The sequence below is a fragment of the Kitasatospora sp. A2-31 genome, assembly GCF_022288725.1.
Classification (GTDB): Bacteria; Actinomycetota; Actinomycetes; order Streptomycetales; family Streptomycetaceae; genus Kitasatospora.
The window spans coordinates 100,022-115,651 of record NZ_JAKNTA010000019.1 but is presented as its reverse complement, the minus strand read 5'-3'; the positions used below and the strand labels follow the sequence as shown (position 1 = coordinate 115,651).

Genomic DNA, 15,630 nt, shown 5'->3' with positions numbered 1-15,630 from the left:
TTCTCCTGCTCGACCGGGTCGTTCGCCGCGACCGTGCCGTTCTGGCCGAAGCGCACCCGCGGGCGGGCGCCTCCCGCGTCGACGGTGAGCGCCGACGTGGTGAGCCCGACGCGCCGGACCACCTCGCGGTAGGTGTTGTGGCCGGGGTCCTCCATGGCGACGGTGGTGACGCCCTCCGCCGCCGGGACGCGGCCCAGCAGGCCGACCGACTGGTAGAAGCCGGTGGTGATCACGACTTGTTCGGGGGTGGTGAGCACGCCCCGGGTCCGGCCGACGTAGTCGGCGAGCGCGGCCCGCAGGCGGGGTGACCCTGGGGGTCCCCGGCGCCGAAGGTCCGGGCGGGGGCGGTGACCAGGACCCGGCGGGCCGCCTGGAGCCAGGCCCGCGTGGGGAACGCGCTGAGGTCGGGAAGCCCGGGCCGCAGGTCATGACAGACCGACGCCGGGGCGGTGACCGGGGCGGCGGGCACGGGATCGCCGACCGGTACCTCGGCGACACGTGTGCCCGAGGCGGGACGCACCGTCAGATAGCCCTCCTCTGCGAGCTGGTCGTAGGCGGCGGTCACGGTGCCCCGCGCGAACCCCAGCTCTCCGGCCAGCGTGCGGGTGGACGGCAGCCGGCTGCCGAGCAGCAGCCGCCCCGACCGGATCGCCTCCCGCAGAGTCGCCTCCAGCCCTGACCGCCGTCCCCTGGCGGCGGCGATCTCGACGTGGAGGTCGAACCCGGAACTGGACCGATTCCTCGACATGGAGTTGGATCTTACAGATGGTCCAGTTGCCGCCTAGGCTCGCGGATATGATCGTGACGGCCCACCTCGGCGACACCCATCTCGACGGCGAGCAGCGCAGCGCCGACCGCACCAGGGCGGTCATGGACTACCTGAACGCCATGCCCTACGACCTCGACGCCGTCGTGGCGACCGGTGACGTCGCGGACCACGGCCTGCCCTGTTGAGTACGAGCAGGCCCGCCGGCTGCCGGCGTTCCGGCACCCGGTGCTGGTGTGCCCCCGGGTAACCACGCCGACGCAGCGCCTTTCGTCGGCACCTGCTCGGGGAGGAGGCCTCGACGGCGGCCGTCGACCAGGTCCACCGCACGGACAGGTCCACCATCGCCCTGTGCGACTCCTCCGTGCCGGGCAAGGACTGCCCGTCCTGGTCGGCTTCCACCCAGCCCCGCCCTCGCCTTCCACGTCCTCGACGACCGCGGACGCCTGGCGAGCCATCACCGGAACGTCGTCTGACGACCGACACGCACCTCGAACGTAAGGAGCCGCGGCTGGGACGCCCAGGTGATTGAGGGCACCGCCAGTGTGAGCGCACAGTCTGGCGGCCTTCGCTGGTGGCACCGGGCCGCAGGCTTGTCCGCTCAACTGGCGAGGCTTGCCCGCGAGGCGCGGGTGACCTCGTCGTACCAGTTCGCGAAGGCGGGTCCGTGCTTACCTGACAGGTCGGTGTGAACCCTCCGGCACAGGTCGCGGAAGGGGACCGGGTCCCAGTTGCGGGCCTGGGCGGACAGCGGTGCCTCGTGAAGGTTGCCGAGGGCGAACTGGCGGTCGAACCCGTAGGCGAAGGGCACGACCGTTCCGTCCGTCTCGACCACGAGCGGTGACAGCCAGGAGCTGAGCCGCTCGACCGGCCCGTCCCCCTGAGCGTCACCCTCGTCACCACTGTCGCCGAGGAGAAAGCGGTCGGCCTGGGAGATGAGGTTCCCGCGTTCCACCAGGTCGAGCTGGATGACGAGGTCCGTCGATGTCCGCAGGCGTGCTGCTTCCAGCACCGAGAAGAGCATCTCGGTGACGTCGGGCACCGCGTCGGGTAGGGCTCCCACCGCGTTGCCCTCGGCCTCGAGCGGGTGAATCTGCAGCAGGGCAGCGCCCGCGGTGACGGCGAAGTCGGCGACCCAGGCCAGCTCGTGGATGTTGAACTGGGTCAGGGTGAAGATGAAGCCGAAGGGGATCCCTGAGGCCCGGACGAGCGGGAGCCTGCGCTCCATGGCCGCGAAACTCCGGGGATCCTGGCGCATCCGCACGTGACTGTCCGGAACGCCGTCCAGTGAGATGGCCAACACATCCACCAGACCCGACAGTTCGGACAGCCGACGGTCGGTGAGCAACATGCCGTTGCTGGTGACGGTGGTTCGCATGCCCTGTGAGCGGGCCGTGCGCAGCAGGTCGTCCAGCGGCCGGTAGAGCGTCGGCTCGCCGCCCGACACCCCGAGCACGTCGTATCCCAGGGCTGCGGCGTCGGCCACCGCCCGTTGCAGGACGGGCAGCGGGGTGGTCTCCGCGACGTCCGGCCCGGATGAGGAGTAGCAGTGCAGGCAACGGAGGTTGCAGCGCCGGGTGGGGTGGACCTGCAGGACGGCCCGGCCGGGGAGGGTCATCGAGGTGCCCGGGCGGGGGATCAGCGGGCGCGGTTGGCGACCCCGACGGACACCTCGATGACCTGGCTGTCGATCACCGGCGGAAGCCCGCGGGTCTGCCAGGTGAGGGAGGTGTGGTCGGCGACCTCCGTTCGGTGGGCCAGGTCGACCAACTGCTGAACTACCGAACCGATCTGTGCGCCGTGGCTGTTGCCGTCGGCCCGGAACGTGGCCTGCAGGACGTCGGGGCGGGGGATGCCGCGGATGAGGATCCGCTCCAGGGCGAGCTCGGACGTGATGTCGGCCAGGCCGGAGACGAACTCGTCGCTGATCGGCTGGCCGGCCTTGCGCCAGGCTTCCATGAGGGCCTCGGATCCGCGCTTGGGGTCGGTCATCGCTGTCCTTCGGTAAGAGGGAAGGGAAGTTCGGGAGGAAGTCTGTATACGATCCGCTGGGCCGGGCAAGCCACCATGCGGGTGAAGTCGGATGCCGCAGGTCCTATAACGGCCGCAGGGCATGTCTGTGCTACCGGGTTCGGGCGTTCTTCGGGCGTCGGCGCCGCGGCGCCCGCCGGTAGGTACCGGTCGGTCACGCCGGCGATGCCGTGCGGGTGGAGTTCGAGCCCGGGTTCGTGGATACCGGTGTGGTCCGCCGGCTCCCGCTGGGGCATGGGTGGAACCGGCGGTTCGAGGCGGCTGAGTGGCGCGGAAGTTCAACTGAGCGAAGGGCGGCCAGGGCTTCGCGGGCTGGTACTTCTCGGCGACGGTGGATGACACAGTCACCCGTTGGAGTGAACGTTTCAAGCCGAACTGGATGTGAAGGGGACACCTCCCTGCGCGCGCGAAAGCGACCGCATACTCGTATTGACGCAGCCCTATTACCCGCGCTCTGAAACCGAGAACTTCCGAGCGTGCAATTCTGCAATTCCCCCCCTGTAACCCGCTGCCCGGGCCGGGTGGACCGGCCTCGGGCAGCGGGAGGAGATCATCCGGCGTATGCCAGGCTGATCTGGTCGCCGAAGACCACCCAGTGCTGGCCGGGGTCGTTCACGTCGCACGGCTTGGTGCCGACGTTCGGCGTGCCGTAGGCGTTGGCGAGGCAGTAGGCCGGGGCATTGGTGAGGAAGATCCTGTCGCCCTGGACGCTCCAGTACTGGCCCGGGTCACGGCCGTCGCAGGCCTTGGTGCCGAGGCCCTGGGTGCCCCAGGGGTTGGCGAGACAGTAGGCCCGGGCGTTGGCCAGGGCGATCTGGTCACCGGTCACGGCCCAGTGCTGGCCCTGGTCTCCGGCGTCGCAGGGCTTGGTGCCGACGTTCGGCGTGCCCCAGGCGTCGGCCAGGCAGTAGACGCCCGGGTGCAGCGCCGGCGCGGCCTCGGCGTTCCCGACCGGGAGGAAGGAGGCTGTCAGCGTCAGGGCGGTGAGGGCGAGTGTCTTCCGGAGGGCGAATGCCATGAGAATGAATCCGTTCTCGATGCAACATGTGCAATTCGTGTGCGATCATGATACTAATTAGCTGCTCGGTTCGAGCATGCAGAGAATTGTTATCACTCGTCGGTATCGCACCAGAAGCCGAGCCGTACGTATTCATCCGAATGAGTAGTGGATCACCCGGGCGAAACTCACAGCTCAGAGCTACCGGACCCGCCCCAAGCAGCTGTCAGACAAACGGCCCCGCTCACGCTTTCAGGGTCATTAGCCTGCGCGCCTCTCCCGCAGCTTGACCAGGCGGGAAGCTGGTCCTGGCGCGACGCGAAGATCAAGCCCGGAGCGGCTGTCTCTACCGTCTCCGGCCGCCACGGCACGCCCGGCTCCGGCGGGTCGCAGGCAGCCGACGCGGAAGTGTAGTAACGCCTGTGGCCGGGAGCGACGCTTCTGCCAGGGCGCCCTCCTGCACGATCCACAGTCCGAAGCAGTCGTCCTTCTCGTCATGGATCACCACCTGCACGCTCTCCGGGTGCGGCCACGCCAGGGGCCGTCTCGGCCGGCCTGACCGAACTGCTGCGGGCGCGGCGTGCCGCCGTCGAGGCCGGGATCGCCTTCCGGCTCGCGGCCTCCAGCCGGCCGGTCGCCCCGCGTGCTGGAGGTCACCGGCCCGGCCTGCCGCGGCAGGCGAGGGGTCTGGGAGCGGGCCGGACGCCTTGATGCCCGCGCCCCAGCAGTCCGGGACGGGCGTCAAGGTGTCGGTGGTGGCATGGGTCAGGGCCGGGTGCCGGTCGGTTTCCACCAGGGCATGGCCTCGGCCTCGCGATCGACGAGCGGCCACTGGACGTGGCCGTCGTAGCCGTCGGTCTCCAGGTCTTCCAGCCTCGCGGCGTCGGCCGGGACGGTGCGCAGCATCTTGGCGACGTGCCGGTCGCGGGCATGGGGCTGGAGTTGATCGACCCAGAGCAGGCCGTCCGGGCGCACCGCGCCCTCGCGGCCCTCGGCGCAGCGATGGTGATCTCCGGGGTGAAGTCGAACGGCCCGTACACGTCACCCCGGCGGCGGGCGTCGGCAAGGAGGCGTTCCGTTGCGTGGGGGCGTTCCGTTGGCGTGGGGTCGTCCTCTTGCCATCAAACTCCGTACTATGTACATTGTACGGCGTACAGGGAATGTGCCCAGTGCGATCTTGGAGGAGTTTTCATGAAGATCACCTCTAGTGCCGTTTCGCTCAACGTCGACGATGTCCCCGCATCCAGCGCCTTCCTCGTCGAGCACTTCGGGTTCCGCGAGGAGATGGCCGCCGACGGCTTCGCGTCTCTGACGCGCGACGACGCCGGGATGAACGTCATCTTCTTGCGGCGGGGGCTGGAGTCCCTCCCGGCAGACCAGCGCGACGAGCACGCCGCAGGTCTGATCCTGGCCTTCGTCGTCGAGGACCTCGAAGGCGAGCTGGCGCGCCTGCGCTCCGAAGGCGTCGCGATCACCATGCCGCTGACGGACGAGGAGTGGGGTGAGCGCGCCTTCCAGGTCCGCGACCCCAACGGCGTCATCGTTCAACTGGTCGACTGGAACGCACCCACCAGCCGCTGAGACAACCGGCGCCGCCGCCCCGAAGCGATGACGCCCGGTCAGGGCCAGAGTGACGCTGCGAGGAGAGGCCCTGACCTCTTGTTGAGCCCCTCAATCAAGTAGAGAACGCGAGCGGCTCTGGAGATCCTCGATTGTTTCGAGGAGCCCCAACAGAGCCGGGGCCGCCCTCGGTGGCCTGCTCCAGCAGGGCCCTGGCCCGGGTCACCTGCTGGGGCAGCAGAGGCTGCAGGACGGAGTGCTCGACCGTACCGACCAGGTTCACGGCTGTTTGCGGGATGTCGGGTCCCACGCATGGCCCACTGTCCGTTCTCTCCGCCGTGCGGCGGTGTGGCGGTGCGGCGCCGCGTCGTCGGCTGGCGGGTCGCATGCAGGGGCGGGGCCTGATCCCCTGCGCCGAAGCGCGAGGCGACGCACCCGCAGGCACAGTGGAGTCGCCACGTCGGTAGGCGAGGCGTGTCAGAAGGAGAGGTTCACGATGACCTTTGTGCAGATCGTCGAGTGCCGCACGGAGCGGCCGGACGAGCTCAACCAGCTGATGGACACCTGGATCGAACAGACGCAGGGCAAGCGAACCGCGACCCACACGATGGTCGGTGCCGACCGGGAGGACGCCCGGCACGTCGTGGAGATCGTCGAGTTCCCCTCGTACGAGGCGGCGATGCGCAACTCCGCCCTGCCGGAAACCGACCGGATCTTCCGCGAGATGGTGGCCCTGTGCCAGGAGCCGCCCACTTTCACCAACCTGGATCTGGTCCGGGACGAGCAGTTCCTCAAGGACGCGGCCCGCAGACTGCTGCTGGAACCCGCGGGCGGGGACATGTCCGTCATCGACGATCTGGTCGCACCGGACTACCGGGACCACGACCCGTCCGTGGACGGCGACACGGTGGGCCCTGCAGCCGTCAAGGAGATGATCGAGGGCTACCGCCGCGCGTTCGATTTCACCTTCGATATCCGGAGCCAGATCGCCGAGGGCGATCAGGTGTGCACCCGCTGGATCTGGCGCGCTACGCACATCGGCGAGTACATGGGCGTCCCGGCCAGCCACAAGATCATCGAGTCCTCCGGCATGACGATCTGGCGGTTCGAGGAGGGCAAGGCCAAGGAAGGCTGGTGGAGCTGGGACGCGGTGGCCATGATGCGGCAGATGGGCATGATGCCCGGCTGACCGCTGGTACGACAGGCAGGGCCGGTCGCTCCCGTGTGCGGCCGGTCCTCGTAATCCCGGGAGGACCCGAGAAGGCGCGGCAGCCCCGATCCGCGCGTATTCGTATTCGGACCGGACGGACGGGCAGACGGCTGGGCGGCCCCGCCTCCGGACGGCGTCGGTGCTCAGCGCTGCCCGGACGGGCTGCCGATCCGCAGCAGGTTGCCGCTGCGGTCGACCAGCGCGAACTCCCGCATCCGGTGGCCGGTGTCGGTGGGTGGCATCAGCCGGCTGCCGGTGGCCCGGTCGGTGGGCACGCCGAGCCGCGCCCAGTCCCCGTGCAGCGCGTCCGCGTCCCGGACCTGCAGGTAGCAGCTGCCGGCCGTGGTCGACGGGTCCACCCCGGGGTCGTACCGGAAGTGCAGTTCGACCGTGCCCCGGACGACGATCAGATAGCCCTCCTCCCCGTCCCAGCGCCCGCGCGGCTCGAAGCCCAGACGGGCGTAGAACTCCGAGGTCTCGTCCAGGTCCCGGCTCGGCAGGACCGGTACCGCGTACTCGACGCGCTTCCCGTACTCGTCCACGGCGCCACCGTAGGGCATCCCCCTGACAACGGGCCCGCGCCGGGCGCGCGCGTCCGGGGCGTGGCCTGCGGCCGCAGGTGTGACGGCGGGCCGCGCGGCGTGTGGGCGTCGTCCGGGCCGGGGACGCTCGTGCGATGCAGAGGGACATCACCGTACGGGTCGACGGGGTCACGCGTCGGCTGACCGTCGACACGCGCACGACGCTGCTGGACGCCCTACGCGAGCGGCTCGGGGTGACCAGCCCCAAGAAGGGGTGCGACCACGGGCAGTGCGGCGCGTGCACGGTGCTGTCCGGCACCCGGCGCGTGCTCAGCTGCCTTACGCTCGCGGTCTCCCAGGACGGCGCCGAGGTCGTCACCGCCGCAGGGCTCGCCGCCGGGGCGGCCACCGGCGACGGACCACCGGGCGCCGACGGCGGCCTGCACCCGGTGCAGCGGGCCTTCGTGGACTGCGACGCACTCCAGTGCGGCTTCTGCACTCCGGGGCAGGTCGTCTCGGCGGTCGGGGCGCTCGACGAGTTCGCCATGGGCTGGCCGAGCGCGGTGACCGAGGGCCCGGGATCGCCACGGCTGGACCGGACCGAGGCGGCCGAGCGGATGAGCGGCAACCTGTGCCGCTGCGGAGCCTACGTCAACATCGTGGCCGCCGTCCGGCAGGCGGCCGGGGCCTCCCCGGCCGTGCGGGCGGGCGCCTCCCGGCCGGGCGGCCCCCGGGCGACCGGCACGGAGGTGGCGGGGTGAAGCCGTTCGACTACCTCAGCCCCGTCGACGCCGCGGCCGCCGTGCGCAGCGTGGCCGGGAATCCGGGCGCGGTGTTCCTCGGCGGCGGGACGAACCTGGTGGACCACCTCAAGCTGGGCGTCGTGGCGCCCGAGCTGGTGGTCGGCCTCGCCGGTGTCCTGCCCGCCGAGGTCGAGGAGCTCGACGGTGGCGGTCTGCGGATCGGCGCGGGGGTCAGCAACAGCGAGCTCGCCGCGGACCGGCGGGTGCGCGAGCGCTTCCCGGTGCTGTCGCAGGCACTGCTGTCGGGGGCGTCGGGGCAGCTGCGCAACATGGCCACCGTCGGCGGCAACCCGCTGCAGCGGACGCGCTGCGCCTACTTCCAGGACGTCACCACCCCCTGCAACAAGCGGGAGCCCGGCTCCGGCTGTTCCGCGATCGGCGGGTGGACCCGGCACCACGCCGTCCTCGGCGCCTCCGAGCACTGCATCGCGGTCCACCCGTCCGACATGGCGGTGGCCATGGCGGCGCTCGACGCGCGGGTGCGGGTGCTCGGCCCGGCCGGGGAGCGCACCGTCCCCTTCGTGGGGCTGCACCGGCTGCCCGGCGACTCACCCGAGCGCGACACCGTCCTGGAGCACGGTGAGCTGATCACCGCGATCGACCTGCCGGCCGCGCCGATCGCCCGCCGCTCGGCCTACCGCAAGGTGCGCGACCGCGCGTCCTACGCCTTCGCGCTGGTCAGCGTCGCCGCGGCGCTCGACGTCGAGGACGGCGTGATCGTGGACGCGCGCGTCGCGTTCGGCGGCGTCGCCCATGCACCGTGGCGCGCGTACCGGGCCGAGGAGGCGCTGCGGGGCGCACCGGCCTCGGAGCGGAGCTACCGGGACGCCGCGGACGCGGAACTGGCCGGTGCCCGGCCGGCCGAGGGGCTGGACGGCGGCAACGCGTTCAAGATCCCGTTGTTGCGCCGAACCCTCGCCGCCACCCTGCGCTGCCTGGCGGGAGAGGAGTCCCGATGACGTTCCCGAGCGAGCCGGACGCCGTCGGCCGCGACCTGCCCCGCCGAGACGGGGCGGTCAAGGTGCTGGGTACCGCCGGCTACGCCGGTGACGCCCCGTTGGCGGACGCCGCGTACCTGCACGCCGTCCAGGCCACGATCGCGCGAGGTCGCGTCACCGCGCTCGACACCACCGCCGCCGAGGCACTCGACGGCGTGGTCGCGGTGCTCACCCCCGCGACCGCCGAACGCCTGGCCTCCACCGAGGACCGCGAGCTGGCGGTCCTGCAGGACGAGGAGGTCGCCTTCCGGGGCCAGGTCGTCGCCCTGGTCGTCGCCGACAGCTCCGAGGTGGCGCGGCACGCGGCCGCTCTCGTCCGGGTCGGCTACGCACGGCAGGCGCACGACGTCGAGCTGCGGGCCGACCGCGACGACCTGTACGCGCCCGAGAAGGTGAACCCCGACTTCCCCGCCGACACCTCCGAGGGCGACGTCGACGCCGCGCTGGCGGCCGCGGCGGTGACCGTCGACGAGACGTACACCACCGCGATGTACCACAACAACCCGATGGAGCCGCACGCCACGGCGGCCCTGTGGGACCCGGCGGGTGACGGATTCCTCACCCTGTGGGATTCCACCCAGGGCGTCCACTCGACGCGTGCCGTCCTGGCGCCACTGTTCGGTCTGGACGAGGCGCGGGTGCGGGTCGTCTGCCCGTACGTGGGCGGCGGGTTCGGGTCCAAGGGGCAGCCGCACGTCAACGTGGTGCTCGCCGCGATGGCGGCGCGCGCGGTGCCCGGCCGGCCGGTGCGGATCGCGCTGACCCGGCAGCAGATGTTCGCCCTCGCCGGCTACCGCACGCCGACCGTCCAGCGGTGCCGCCTCGGTGCCGACCGGGACGGCAGGCTCACCGCGCTCGCGGTCGACGTCGTCGAACAGACCTCGCGCATCAAGGAGTTCGCCGAGCAGACCGGGGTGCCCGCGCGGATGATGTACGCCTCGGCGAACCGGCGGACCACGCACCGGCTCGCCGCGCTCGACGTCCCGGTGCCCTCCTGGATGCGCGCACCGGGCGAGTGCCCCGGCATGTTCGGCCCGGAGGTGGCGATGGACGAGCTGGCCGAGCGCCTGGGACTGGACCCGGTCGAGCTGCGGATCCGCAACGAGCCCGCTGTTGAACCCGGCTCCGGCAAGCCCTTCTCCAGCCGCGACCTCGTCGGCTGCCTGCGGGAGGGCGCGGCGCGCTTCGACTGGTCGCGGCGCGATCCGCGGCCCGGGATGCGCCGCCGTGGTGACTGGCTGGTCGGCACGGGCGTCGCGGCCTCCACCTACCCGGTCAGCCGCATGACGAAGTCGACGGCGACGATCCGGCGGGAGGGGGGACGTTACGTCGCCGAGATCGGGGCGGCCGACCTCGGCACCGGCACATGGACCACTCTGGCGCAGATCGCGGCGGACGCGCTCGGCGTGCCGGTGGACCGCGTGGAGGTGCGGATCGGCGACACCGACCACCCGGTGGCGTCGGTGGCCGGGGGCTCCTCGGGCATGACGACCTGGGGATCGGCCGTCGTCGAGGCCGCACGCGCCTTCCGCGCGAAGCACGGGGCCGAGCCGCCGGACGGGGCCGAGGCGTCCGGCGACGTCGGTCCGGCCGACGACCGCTACGCGATGCACGCCTTCGGGGCGCAGTTCGCCGAGGCGCGCGTCCACATCGACACGGGCGAGGTGCGGGTGGCGCGCCTGCTGGGCGTGTTCGCCGCGGGCCGGATCATCAACCCGCGCACGGCGCGGTCCCAGTTCGTCGGCGGGATGACGATGGGGCTGTCGATGGCCCTGCACGAGCAGAGCGTGCTCGATCCCCGCACCGGCCACGTCGTCAACCACGACTTCGCCGACTACCACATCGCGGCCAACGCGGACGTCGACGGGATCGAGGCGCACTGGCTGCCCGAGCACGACCCCCACGTCAACGCCATGGGGTCCAAGGGCATCGGGGAGATCGGCATCGTCGGCACGGCCGCCGCGGTGTCGAACGCGGTGTGGCACGCCTGCGGGGTGCGCGTGCGGAACCTCCCGATCACGCTGGACAAGGTCCTGCCCGCTCTGGAGCAGCGGCCCGGGCCGTGAGGAGCAAGCCCCGGATGGTGGCGCTGTGCCTCGTGGAGTGGTCCGGGCGGCAGGACCAGCTGCTCTGGCTCCTTGAAGGTGCCCCTAGGGTCTTCGTCAACCGGTTGTGGGGGTTGGGGGGCTGGCGGAGGATGCCGTCCTGAGCATGGCGAACAGGACGTCGATGCGGCGGCATCACCCCGCGCTTCATCCGCACCGCTCCGGGCGGATCCGGGCACGACGCCTGGACCTGCCCGGGGCGGTGAACGCCAACGCCCTGAACGGGACCACCCCCATGACCGGCCACGAAGCGCGGCCCGGACGCTCGCTCCGTGCCCCTGGTCCGTGCCCCCTGGCCATGGCCGCGGGCGCCACGCCGGACCGCGGGCGGCGCGGCGCGTCCGAGCGAGCAGCCCGCACCCGTCCCGGGCGTCGCGTCCGGGTGCGCTCGGTGCCCGACGGGAGCAGGCTGGAGACAGGGCGACTGTGTGGATCCTCGTGCCGACGTGTCCACGCTTCAACGCTGTTCATCACTGTCCGTTCCCATGAAGTCCCGGGCGGCCGGCCGCGGCCGGCGACCGCCGCCCCCCCGAGGGGTGAGGAAGATGACCGAGGGCGAGAAGCGGGACGACGCCCGTCGTGGTGACGGTGAGCATCGCCCCCACCGGGTGCGTGTGCCGGGCTTCGTCACGGACGAGGACATCGGCCTCGGGGACGCCGTCCGGCGCGTGACGAGCACGATGGGGATCAAGACGCCCTGCGGCGGCTGCGAAAGGCGAGCGGCCGCACTCAACCGCTGGGCGGTGCTGTCGAGGGGCCAGGGTCACCGATCGTGACTGCTGGCCGCGACCACCCGGCGTGACACGTCCGCGTCCGCAAGGCAGCCGCAAGGCATGAGGAGTCATACCATGGACCAGCCGACGGAGCAGGAGTTCCAGGCACAGCCAAAAGTCCCGGCTGACGACCGGCCGCCGCAGGCCGCGCCCGACCGCGCCGAACCGGTCCTCGCCCCGGCCGCCGCCTCCACCGTCGCCGTCGCCACGGCGGACTGCGGTTGCGACACCGCGCCGCTCACCGCGGAGAGCGGCGGACCGGAGACCGCCAACGCCTACGTGTACGTGCTCGGCCAGATCGACTTCCTGTTCCCGAGCCTGGCGGTCGAGAAGGAGGTCGCCCAGGCGGTGGCCCGGTCCCAGAGCGCGGAGCTGACGGACCGGCAAGCTCTCTGCGCGGTGATCTCGCAGCCGGAGAACCGTTACCTTGCAAGGCAGTTGTGCTACGTCCTGAGTGTGCAGGGAATCGAAACCTACATCCTCCGCCCGAGGGATCCGGTGGAGTTCGACCGGCTGGTCGAGGCCATCCGCCCGGAGCCCAAGGGCGCCGACCTGGACGTGGTCATCGGACACCGCGGGCCGCTCGCCCCGCCCTCCCTCTGCAACGGCCTGACGATCCCGGTCGTGAACTTCGAGCAGATCTACTGCTTCACCAGTGACGAGTTGGTGGCCGCCATCGGCCAGCCCCAGGGAATGAGCGACGAGCAGTTCGGGGCCTCCTCCCACGAACTGCTGCGCCGCGTGATGCAGTTGGCCGATAACGCGGGCGACACCGACGAGCACCGCGCCATCAACTACCTGGCCGTCCGCTATCCGCGGATCTACGAGAAGACCGTGGAGGCGTTCGCCGCCGACTCCTCGCTGAGCGGCGTGAGCTTCCACGAGTCCCGACTGAGCGGCGCCCGCCGGATCATCGACGTCGTGCTCTGCTACACGCACCGCCGGACGGACGTGAGCGAGAAGTTCTTCGTCCGGGTGGACGTGACTGAGCCCTTCCCCTTCCTGGTCAACAAGCTCTGTCCCTACTACGACCGTTGACCCCGCGCCCGGCCGGTGCGGGACCAAGGAGGTGTGAGAGATGAGTGTTCCGGGCTTCACCGCCGATTCGGCGGTCTACCGGACGAAACGCCACTACCGGAGGACGTCCGGCAGCGATCTCGCCGGTCACCGATCGGCCATCATCCCGCAGGGGCTCTGCGCGCTGGAGTGCAGCCACCTGTGCTCGCGTGAGTGTCACCGCAATCCCTTCAGCGCCGCCTGCGAGGAGTGCAGGTGGGAGTGCATGACGACCTGCGACGCCTAGGTCCGCCGGTCCGCCGGTCCGCCGTGGCGAACGAGCTGTGCCCGTACGACGCCGCTGACCCCGCGCCCGGCCGGTGCGGGACCAAGGAGGTGTGAGATGAGTGTTCCGGGCTTCACCGCCGATTCGGCGGTCTACCGGACGAAAGGCCACTACCGGGCGACGTCCGGCAGCGGTTTCGCCGGACCCCGGCAGGCCATCGTCCCGCAGGACGGGTTCTGCAGGCTGGTCGAGTGCCCGCAGGAATGTCGCTCCGCATGCCGTGGCGGGCCGGAGAGCGCCAGCTGCGAGCGGTGCATGAAGGACTGCCAGATGGACTGTGAGTCCCCAGGGAGCCGTTCGTTCACCACCCGCCGTGCCTGAACGTCCGGTGACGACCCGCGGCCGACGACCTCCGGCACCGAGGACGATGCGATGACGGCACCGCTGGACCAGGTCGGGCTCACGTCCCTGATGGCGCGCAGCGCCGGCCGGCCGGAGATCACCGTGGGGGTGGTCGACGGCCTCGTCGCCCTCGACCACCCGGGACTGGCTGGCGGTCACCTACGCCTGCTGCCCGGCGGCGTAAGCGGCGTAAGCGGCCTCGGCGGCGTCGGGGGTGCGGGGGCCGACACGGGCAACCGGAACGGGCACCGGGCCGACTGTGGCCGCGGCCGTACGGACCAGGATCCCTCCTGCCGTCACGGCACCTTCGTGGTCGGCCTGCTCGGCGCGAACCGGACGTCGGATCCGCCCGGCATCTGCCCCGGCTGCACGCTCCTGGTGCGCCCCATCTTCGGGACCGGCGGGACCGCCGGCGGAGCCACCGCACGGTTCGTCTCGGCCGCGTGGCCGGAGGACCTCGCAGCCGCCATCGTGGAGACCGTCGACGCGGGTGCCCGGGTGCTGAACCTGAGCGTCGCGCCGGAGCGGCCCTCCAGCGCCGGGCACCGCGAACTGGAGTGGGCGCTGGACCATGCGGCCGACCGCGGCGTCATCACGGCCGTGGCCGCGGGGAACCAGGGCGTGGTCGGCACCTCCGTGCTCACCCGCCACCCGTGGACCGTCCCCGTGGTCGCGTACGACCGGCGAGGGCGACCGATGGACCTGTCCAATCTGGGCGGATCGATCGGCGGACGCGGCATCGGTGCGCCCGGCGAGGCGGTCCTCGGTCTCGGCGTCGGCGGCCGCCCGCAGGCGCTCACCGGGACCAGCGCGGCCACCCCGTTCGTGGCCGGCACCGTCGCCCTGCTGCTGTCCGCCTTCCCCGCGGCTTCTCCCGCCGAGGTACGGGCGGCACTCCTGCGCACCGGTTCCGGGCGGCGCCGGACGGTGGTCCCGCCGCTGCTGGACGCCCGGGCCGCGTACGGCGCGCTGCACCGGACCGCAGGCGGATGACCGGGCTCAGAGTGCGCCGATCGGCGTGCCTTTCGACGATCGCCACCGAGACCAACGAGGAGCGGCTGAAGACCCTGCGCGAGGGACGGGCGTACTGCGCGGCGGGGCACCCCGTCGACGCCCGCGAGGACGCACTGCGCTCCTACAACGCGGTCCGCGCCCAGCTCCCTGCACTCCTCGAACTGCTTGGCGACCCGGCCGCGGAGATCCGCACCAAGACCGCGTACCTCTTCGGCTGGGCGCTGTCGGGGATCCGGGCGGGGTCTTCTGGAGGTCGTCCGCGTCCTCCTCCGTATCGAGGGCGGTGCGGCGCACCCCACCAACGCGGCTCTGCGCCTCCTGGACAACGCACGCCGTTCGGTGCGCTGCCTCCGGGCGCTCGCAGCCCTGGTGGGGCACGCGGCTTGTCAGGGAGTGTCAGCAGAGGAACTTGTGCGAGGCGTTCTGATTCTTCATCGTCGAGTTGAGATTGGCCCAATCCCATCGAGGGATGACCTGGTATGCACGACTCAGATCATAGTTTGAGTTGTAGTAAACGATGACATCACAACCGCTGTTGTTGTATACGGATGCCACATTGTTCCACACTCTCTGCCCCGCCCCATTGCAAAGCGGAGCATCCCCCCGGGACAGCTTACTGCAGACAAATTTGGCATACGACTGATCGCCAACAGGGAAACCATAATTCGCAATGTTGAAGCTCACATCGAAAATGGCCCCCGCATTGTCCGAGTTGTAGTAGAAACAGACCTCGCCCTGGTCGCACCAGCCGTCCAAGGACGATGGGTAACCAGGCGCCGCCTGTGCCTCGCTCGAGATTGCCAAGTTCGTACCGGCCAACAGGAGCGTCATCGCTCCAAGAGCTGCAACGCGCTTCAACAGCATGGTGGTCCTCTCGCTTTAGTAAAGCCGCCGACGCCTCGGTCTGAGACGATGCGACGACAAGTGAGCGCAACTGTAGCCCCTCTGACGCTGCCTCTCATTTGCCTACCGGAGTGTCAGCGGAATCCTTGGAGTCGCCGCCGGATCTGCAGGCGCCATCCCCACACGAACGAGCACAAATGCGACGAGAACCGCAGTGCGTCCGCACGCGGAACCGGCACAGGACAATGGCGAGGTGACGCCACCCCTGAGTCGCGACTGCTCCCTGGAAGAACTTGAAGCACACCCTGGCCGACCCTGTCAGCCG

At 71.0% G+C, this 15,630-nt stretch carries 17 protein-coding genes and 1 pseudogene; 10 read left to right on the top strand and 8 right to left on the bottom strand.

Features of this window, described 5'->3' with window-relative positions:
• Positions 1 to 257 (bottom strand): annotated as a pseudogene (locus MCM47_RS34895) (PLP-dependent aminotransferase family protein); the annotation flags it as partial.
• The gene (locus MCM47_RS34890; RefSeq protein WP_238950983.1) at positions 230 to 748 is read right to left on the bottom strand and encodes a GntR family transcriptional regulator; all 519 of its coding nucleotides are present in this window, start codon (positions 746 to 748) and stop codon (positions 230 to 232) included. The gene MCM47_RS34890 and the pseudogene MCM47_RS34895, both read right to left, overlap by 28 nt.
• Positions 749 to 795: 47 nt before the next feature.
• On the opposite strand from MCM47_RS34890, the gene MCM47_RS34885 reads away from it, so the two are divergent.
• Positions 796 to 954, top strand: coding sequence for a metallophosphoesterase (locus MCM47_RS34885; RefSeq protein WP_238950981.1), 159 nt, complete (start codon positions 796 to 798; stop codon positions 952 to 954).
• Between the two features lie 413 nt (positions 955 to 1,367).
• On the opposite strand, the gene MCM47_RS34880 is transcribed toward MCM47_RS34885, so the two are convergent.
• The 4 genes from MCM47_RS34880 to MCM47_RS34865 all read right to left on the bottom strand — a co-directional run bounded on the left by MCM47_RS34880 (position 1,368) and on the right by MCM47_RS34865 (position 4,769).
• Positions 1,368 to 2,384 carry a radical SAM protein gene (locus MCM47_RS34880; protein WP_238950979.1) on the bottom strand — a complete coding sequence of 339 codons (1,017 nt, stop codon included), beginning with the start codon at positions 2,382 to 2,384 and terminating at the stop codon, positions 1,368 to 1,370.
• A gap of 20 nt (positions 2,385 to 2,404) precedes the next feature.
• On the bottom strand, positions 2,405 to 2,758 hold the full coding sequence (locus tag MCM47_RS34875; protein WP_238950977.1) for a hypothetical protein: 354 nt from the start codon (positions 2,756 to 2,758) through the stop codon (positions 2,405 to 2,407).
• A gap of 589 nt (positions 2,759 to 3,347) precedes the next feature.
• Positions 3,348 to 3,815 (bottom strand): ricin-type beta-trefoil lectin domain protein, encoded by a 468-nt coding sequence (locus tag MCM47_RS34870; RefSeq protein WP_238950975.1) that lies wholly within the window; start codon positions 3,813 to 3,815, stop codon positions 3,348 to 3,350.
• Between the two features lie 744 nt (positions 3,816 to 4,559).
• Positions 4,560 to 4,769 carry a hypothetical protein gene (locus MCM47_RS34865; RefSeq protein WP_238950972.1) on the bottom strand — a complete coding sequence of 70 codons (210 nt, stop codon included), beginning with the start codon at positions 4,767 to 4,769 and terminating at the stop codon, positions 4,560 to 4,562.
• Positions 4,770 to 4,985: 216 nt separating this feature from the next.
• On the opposite strand from MCM47_RS34865, the gene MCM47_RS34860 reads away from it, so the two are divergent.
• Positions 4,986 to 5,375 (top strand): VOC family protein, encoded by a 390-nt coding sequence (locus tag MCM47_RS34860; RefSeq protein ID WP_045948181.1) that lies wholly within the window; start codon positions 4,986 to 4,988, stop codon positions 5,373 to 5,375.
• A 475-nt stretch (positions 5,376 to 5,850) separates the two neighbouring features.
• The gene (locus MCM47_RS34855) at positions 5,851 to 6,543 is read left to right on the top strand and encodes an ester cyclase (protein ID WP_238950970.1); all 693 of its coding nucleotides are present in this window, start codon (positions 5,851 to 5,853) and stop codon (positions 6,541 to 6,543) included.
• A gap of 164 nt (positions 6,544 to 6,707) precedes the next feature.
• Here MCM47_RS34855 and MCM47_RS34850 read toward each other — a convergent pair whose 3' ends face one another.
• Entirely contained in the window at positions 6,708 to 7,106 is a 399-nt protein-coding gene (locus MCM47_RS34850) for a VOC family protein (protein ID WP_238950968.1), read from the bottom strand.
• 134 nt (positions 7,107 to 7,240) lie between these two features.
• Here MCM47_RS34850 and MCM47_RS34845 point away from each other — a divergent pair, with 134 nt between their 5' ends.
• From MCM47_RS34845 to MCM47_RS34815, 7 genes are all read left to right on the top strand, one after another.
• On the top strand, positions 7,241 to 7,846 hold the full coding sequence (locus MCM47_RS34845; RefSeq protein WP_238950966.1) for a (2Fe-2S)-binding protein: 606 nt from the start codon (positions 7,241 to 7,243) through the stop codon (positions 7,844 to 7,846).
• Positions 7,843 to 8,847 (top strand): xanthine dehydrogenase family protein subunit M, encoded by a 1,005-nt coding sequence (locus MCM47_RS34840; RefSeq protein ID WP_238950964.1) that lies wholly within the window; start codon positions 7,843 to 7,845, stop codon positions 8,845 to 8,847. The genes MCM47_RS34845 and MCM47_RS34840 overlap by 4 nt, the downstream gene beginning before the upstream one ends.
• Positions 8,844 to 10,952, top strand: coding sequence for a xanthine dehydrogenase family protein molybdopterin-binding subunit (locus MCM47_RS34835; RefSeq protein WP_238950962.1), 2,109 nt, complete (start codon positions 8,844 to 8,846; stop codon positions 10,950 to 10,952). Before MCM47_RS34840 ends, MCM47_RS34835 begins: the two co-directional genes overlap by 4 nt.
• A gap of 584 nt (positions 10,953 to 11,536) precedes the next feature.
• The gene (locus MCM47_RS34830) at positions 11,537 to 11,767 is read left to right on the top strand and encodes a hypothetical protein (RefSeq protein WP_238950959.1); all 231 of its coding nucleotides are present in this window, start codon (positions 11,537 to 11,539) and stop codon (positions 11,765 to 11,767) included.
• A gap of 72 nt (positions 11,768 to 11,839) precedes the next feature.
• Positions 11,840 to 12,802 carry a hypothetical protein gene (locus tag MCM47_RS34825; RefSeq protein ID WP_238950957.1) on the top strand — a complete coding sequence of 321 codons (963 nt, stop codon included), beginning with the start codon at positions 11,840 to 11,842 and terminating at the stop codon, positions 12,800 to 12,802.
• A gap of 40 nt (positions 12,803 to 12,842) precedes the next feature.
• Complete coding sequence (locus tag MCM47_RS34820) at positions 12,843 to 13,067, top strand: hypothetical protein (RefSeq protein ID WP_238950955.1); 225 nt, start codon at positions 12,843 to 12,845, stop codon at positions 13,065 to 13,067.
• Between the two features lie 411 nt (positions 13,068 to 13,478).
• A complete protein-coding gene (locus MCM47_RS34815) occupies positions 13,479 to 14,441 on the top strand; it encodes a S8 family serine peptidase (RefSeq protein ID WP_238950953.1) in 963 nt (320 codons plus the stop codon).
• A 417-nt stretch (positions 14,442 to 14,858) separates the two neighbouring features.
• On the opposite strand, the gene MCM47_RS34810 is transcribed toward MCM47_RS34815, so the two are convergent.
• Positions 14,859 to 15,326, bottom strand: a complete 468-nt coding sequence (locus MCM47_RS34810) for a peptidase inhibitor family I36 protein (RefSeq protein ID WP_238950951.1) — start codon at positions 15,324 to 15,326, stop codon at positions 14,859 to 14,861.
• Positions 15,327 to 15,630: the final 304 nt, after the last annotated feature.

Coding starts and splice junctions, on each gene's coding strand:
- MCM47_RS34890 (WP_238950983.1), bottom strand. CDS start 748: ATGTCGAGGAATCGGTCCAGTTCCGGGTTCGACCTCCACGTCGAGATC.
- MCM47_RS34885 (WP_238950981.1), top strand. CDS start 796: ATGATCGTGACGGCCCACCTCGGCGACACCCATCTCGACGGCGAGCAG.
- MCM47_RS34880 (WP_238950979.1), bottom strand. CDS start 2,384: ATGACCCTCCCCGGCCGGGCCGTCCTGCAGGTCCACCCCACCCGGCGC.
- MCM47_RS34875 (WP_238950977.1), bottom strand. CDS start 2,758: ATGACCGACCCCAAGCGCGGATCCGAGGCCCTCATGGAAGCCTGGCGC.
- MCM47_RS34870 (WP_238950975.1), bottom strand. CDS start 3,815: ATGGCATTCGCCCTCCGGAAGACACTCGCCCTCACCGCCCTGACGCTG.
- MCM47_RS34860 (WP_045948181.1), top strand. CDS start 4,986: ATGAAGATCACCTCTAGTGCCGTTTCGCTCAACGTCGACGATGTCCCC.
- MCM47_RS34855 (WP_238950970.1), top strand. CDS start 5,851: ATGACCTTTGTGCAGATCGTCGAGTGCCGCACGGAGCGGCCGGACGAG.
- MCM47_RS34845 (WP_238950966.1), top strand. CDS start 7,241: ATGCAGAGGGACATCACCGTACGGGTCGACGGGGTCACGCGTCGGCTG.
- MCM47_RS34835 (WP_238950962.1), top strand. CDS start 8,844: ATGACGTTCCCGAGCGAGCCGGACGCCGTCGGCCGCGACCTGCCCCGC.
- MCM47_RS34830 (WP_238950959.1), top strand. CDS start 11,537: ATGACCGAGGGCGAGAAGCGGGACGACGCCCGTCGTGGTGACGGTGAG.
- MCM47_RS34825 (WP_238950957.1), top strand. CDS start 11,840: ATGGACCAGCCGACGGAGCAGGAGTTCCAGGCACAGCCAAAAGTCCCG.
- MCM47_RS34820 (WP_238950955.1), top strand. CDS start 12,843: ATGAGTGTTCCGGGCTTCACCGCCGATTCGGCGGTCTACCGGACGAAA.
- MCM47_RS34815 (WP_238950953.1), top strand. CDS start 13,479: ATGACGGCACCGCTGGACCAGGTCGGGCTCACGTCCCTGATGGCGCGC.
- MCM47_RS34810 (WP_238950951.1), bottom strand. CDS start 15,326: ATGCTGTTGAAGCGCGTTGCAGCTCTTGGAGCGATGACGCTCCTGTTG.